The 3,214-nt window shown below is 68.3% G+C and carries 3 protein-coding genes and 3 pseudogenes; 1 reads left to right on the top strand and 5 read right to left on the bottom strand.

Annotated elements, in window-relative coordinates; translation table 11 throughout:
* A pseudogene (locus tag AB0N17_RS45790) lies at positions 1 to 196 on the bottom strand (phytoene desaturase); the annotation flags it as partial.
* A gap of 137 nt (positions 197 to 333) precedes the next feature.
* Between AB0N17_RS45790 and AB0N17_RS45785 the strand changes: the two are divergent.
* A complete protein-coding gene (locus AB0N17_RS45785; RefSeq protein WP_366017603.1) occupies positions 334 to 594 on the top strand; it encodes a hypothetical protein in 261 nt (86 codons plus the stop codon).
* Positions 595 to 610: 16 nt separating this feature from the next.
* On the opposite strand, the gene AB0N17_RS45780 is transcribed toward AB0N17_RS45785, so the two are convergent.
* The 4 genes and pseudogenes from AB0N17_RS45780 to AB0N17_RS45765 all read right to left on the bottom strand — a co-directional run.
* Positions 611 to 754, bottom strand: a complete 144-nt coding sequence (locus AB0N17_RS45780) for an FAD-dependent oxidoreductase (RefSeq protein ID WP_366017602.1) — start codon at positions 752 to 754, stop codon at positions 611 to 613.
* Positions 755 to 1,127: 373 nt separating this feature from the next.
* A complete protein-coding gene (locus AB0N17_RS45775; RefSeq protein WP_366017601.1) occupies positions 1,128 to 2,282 on the bottom strand; it encodes a polyprenyl synthetase family protein in 1,155 nt (384 codons plus the stop codon).
* Between the two features lie 517 nt (positions 2,283 to 2,799).
* Positions 2,800 to 2,961: pseudogene (locus AB0N17_RS45770) on the bottom strand (transposase); the annotation flags it as partial.
* Between the two features lie 15 nt (positions 2,962 to 2,976).
* Positions 2,977 to 3,078, bottom strand: a pseudogene (locus AB0N17_RS45765) (IS5/IS1182 family transposase); the annotation flags it as partial.
* Between the last annotated feature and the right edge of the window lie 136 nt (positions 3,079 to 3,214).

Raw genomic sequence — 3,214 nt, 5'->3', positions numbered from 1 at the left:
CCTGGTCAACCGCCGTGGCGGCACGGTGCTCGGACGCACCGCCGCACCCAGCCTGAGCGCGATCGGCGAACCCGTCGACCTCGCGGTGGTCTCCGACCGTGTCCATGTAGGAGATGACCGAGTAGAGCGCTCTGGCCTGGTGCGGGGCCACCCCGGCGTAGAGGGACTTGAAGGAGAACAGCCGGACGGCGCGCAAATCGCGCAGATACGTACTGGCGGACCTTGGCCTCCACGTTGCGGAAGGCCCCCCAGCGCCGTCTGGCGGGCCAGCAGGGGTAGGGGCAGATCCAGCGACCCGTCGATGTTCCGGTCGATGTAGTGCCGGAACTCCACGTGGTACAGCTGCTGGAGAAACTGGACGAAACGCCGGTACCCTGCGGCCTCACGTGGCCCGCAGACACGCGCGATCTCCGCGGCCATCGCTTCTGGATCGGTGAGCGCATCAAGGGTCGAGCCGTCGCTGTAGTGAGCCCGGTACGCCGGCGCCACCGGGAGAAGCTCCAGGTACTCATCCATCTCCGCGCCGCAGCGGCGAAGGTTTGCCTGATCAGCTCGGGCATGGTCAGCACGGTGGGCCCCTTATCGAAGCTGTAGCCCCGACCTCGAGCACCTACGCCTTTCCGCCGGGCCGCGGCACCTGTTCCAGCACGGTGGCCGACCGCCCGGCCCCCGCCAAGTGCAAGGCGGTGGCAAGGCCGGCGAGCCCGGCCCCGCTCACCACCACCTCATCCGCGGTTCCCGCGACGGTCCGCATCACCCCCCACCCCCTCCACGCAGGTCCGTCCGCCCTGCACCGCGGCTCTCCCCCTGTGCTTCGGACAGCGCGGCATCTGGTCGAACAACGGGCTGTCCGTGTCGAAGCTGTCATCGTCACACCGCCCCTCTCGGGTCAGCTCCGGCGAGCGGACGGCCGTCGTCAGAGGGGCCGAACGGAGGCGGAACAGGGCAGCGCACAGAGCCCAGTCGGCCCCGGCATCCAGCGGTGCGCGCAGTGCCGGCAACGCATGGCGCATGAGCGGAAGGGATCGTGGTGCGAGGGTCGCATCGGTCTGGCATACGAAATCTCTCCTACCGGATAGCCACCGGCTCAGCCTGTCGGGACCGGCCGCGGTGTTCGGTCGGTTGGGTCAGGTGTTGCGCCACAGTGCTGCGTCGGCCAGGTGGCGCAACGCCGTACGGGCCGACAGCGTGATCGGCGCCGCTTCCAGCGCTTGGAGAGCCTGCCGGTGACGGTCGGTGATCATGGCCTCCACCAAGTCGACGGCGCCTGTCGTGAGCAGGACGTGGCGCACGCGAGTGGCTCCCTCCTCGTCGAGGGCGCGTCGGCCGACCTGACGGTCAAGAAGGGCTTGCTGGCGTGAGTTGGCGCGTTCACGCGCGATGGCCAGCAGCACGGTGGGTTTGGCGTCCCGCAGGTCCTCCAGCACCGACTTGCCGGTTCGCCGGGGGTCTCCGAAGACCCCGAGCAAGTCATCACGCAGTTGGAAGGACTCTCCGGTCGGCAGGGCGTAGGCGCTCAACGCCCTCTGTAGCTCGCCGTCCGCTCCGGCCAGGGCCGCCCCCACGTGCAGGGGCCTCTCGAAGGTGTACTTTGCCGTCTTGTAGCGCGCCACCCGCAGCGCCACCTCCACGCTAGTGCCGGGCCGCTCAGTGGTGGTGAGGTCGATGTACTGGCCCTGGACGATCTCGGTACGCATGGTGTCGATCAGCGGGAACACAGCCGCCAGCTGCCCGGGTTTCAGTCCCGCGGTGTGCAGGAGTTCGTCCGACCACACCAGAGCCAGATCTCCGGCGAGGATCGCGGCGCCGGCCCCCACCCGCCTCGCCGCGAGGCAGCTGACCGCCTCGTGGCGTACGGTCATGGTCCGGTGCACAGTGGGATGCCCGCGGCGCAGGTCACTGTCGTCCATGACATCGTCGTGGATGAGCGCGAAGGCGTGAAACAGCTCCAGCGAGGCCGCTGCGCGCAGCACCGGAGCGGGCACCTCGCGCTCTGGCCGGACCGCCTGCCAGCCCAGGATGCTCAGGAGAGGACGCAGCCGCTTGCCTCCTCGCATCACGAACTCTCGTACGCAGTACGCCAGTTCGTCCATGCCGTGCTGCGGCTGTTCCCACTCGGGCACCCGGGCGTCGAGGAAGGCCGTGAGCACCTCCTCGATCCGCACTCGCATCGCGTTCAGCTCGGCCTCCTGCGCAGCCGAGGCAACCGCGGTCTTCGCCACGTCCCACCTCACCGTTTGAAACTCTCGTCCACTGCCATCTCCGCTGATCGCCGCAAGCACGGCCGGAACACGGGTGCATGCGGAGCACCGGTCGCACACCGGTGCATGCAGCGATCAGACCGGGGTCCAGGTCCCCGACGCGGATCACGGCGCTGGCCCCACCCGTCCCGCCGCGGGGCCGCCGACCGTCGTGTGGCCTACGGCCATGGCCCTGTCGGCTGGGGTGCCTGAGCACCAAATCGGGCGCAGCACGGGAGGCAGCCGCTTATCACCCCGGGTCACGAACTCTCGCACACGTCGAGCCACCTCATCTAAGCCGTGTTGCCGCAATTGCAACGCGGACATCCGGGCATCGAGGGAACCCCTGAACGTTTCCTCATCCCCCGCTCGCACCGCATTCGACTCGGCTCTTCTGCAAACCAGCTCTTGCGCAAGCGAGGACACCACAGTCGTCGCCACGCTCCGCTCACCGCGTTCAGCTTCATCTAGCGCGGAACCCCGGGCGTTCACGCCTCGAAGGAAGCGCTTGGCAAGATAGGGGTGTCCCGCACCGGCGTACGGGTCTGTGGCGTTGACCTCAGTCAAGACGCTGCTCGTTCTCGGTGTACTCCTTGATGATCTCCAGTGGCGCGGCGCCGCAGGATGCGGCGAAGTAGGACGGGGACCAGAAGTGATCGCCCCACAGGTACTGGCGGATGTGTCCGGGGAGCTCCTGCCGGAGACTGCGCGCTGAGAGGCCGCTTTTCCCGGTGTTTCATCCCGGGATCTCTTGTTTGGTCGGTGGTGTCGGGTCGCGCATGGAGATGGTGTTCTCGCCGGTGAGGCGGCGCGCCATGAGGTCGGTCATGGCGCAGGACGGCTGGGCCGGTAGTGGCCACGACCAGCCGGCAGGGTGAGTCACAAGTCCATTGCGCGGCGGTCTCGTCTCATCGGACGGACACGGTTCCGTCCCGTTTCGCCCAGCGGATACCCTCCGACTCGTGGCCGACATC

The sequence above is a fragment of the Streptomyces sp. NPDC051133 genome (genome assembly GCF_040682635.1).
GTDB lineage: Bacteria > Actinomycetota > Actinomycetes > Streptomycetales > Streptomycetaceae > Streptomyces.
This window is presented reverse-complemented; position numbering and strand designations above follow the sequence as displayed.

Excerpts from the sequence above, each read along its gene's own strand:
- AB0N17_RS45780 (WP_366017602.1), bottom strand. The coding sequence starts at position 754 with ATGCGGACCGTCGCGGGAACCGCGGATGAGGTGGTGGTGAGCGGGGCC.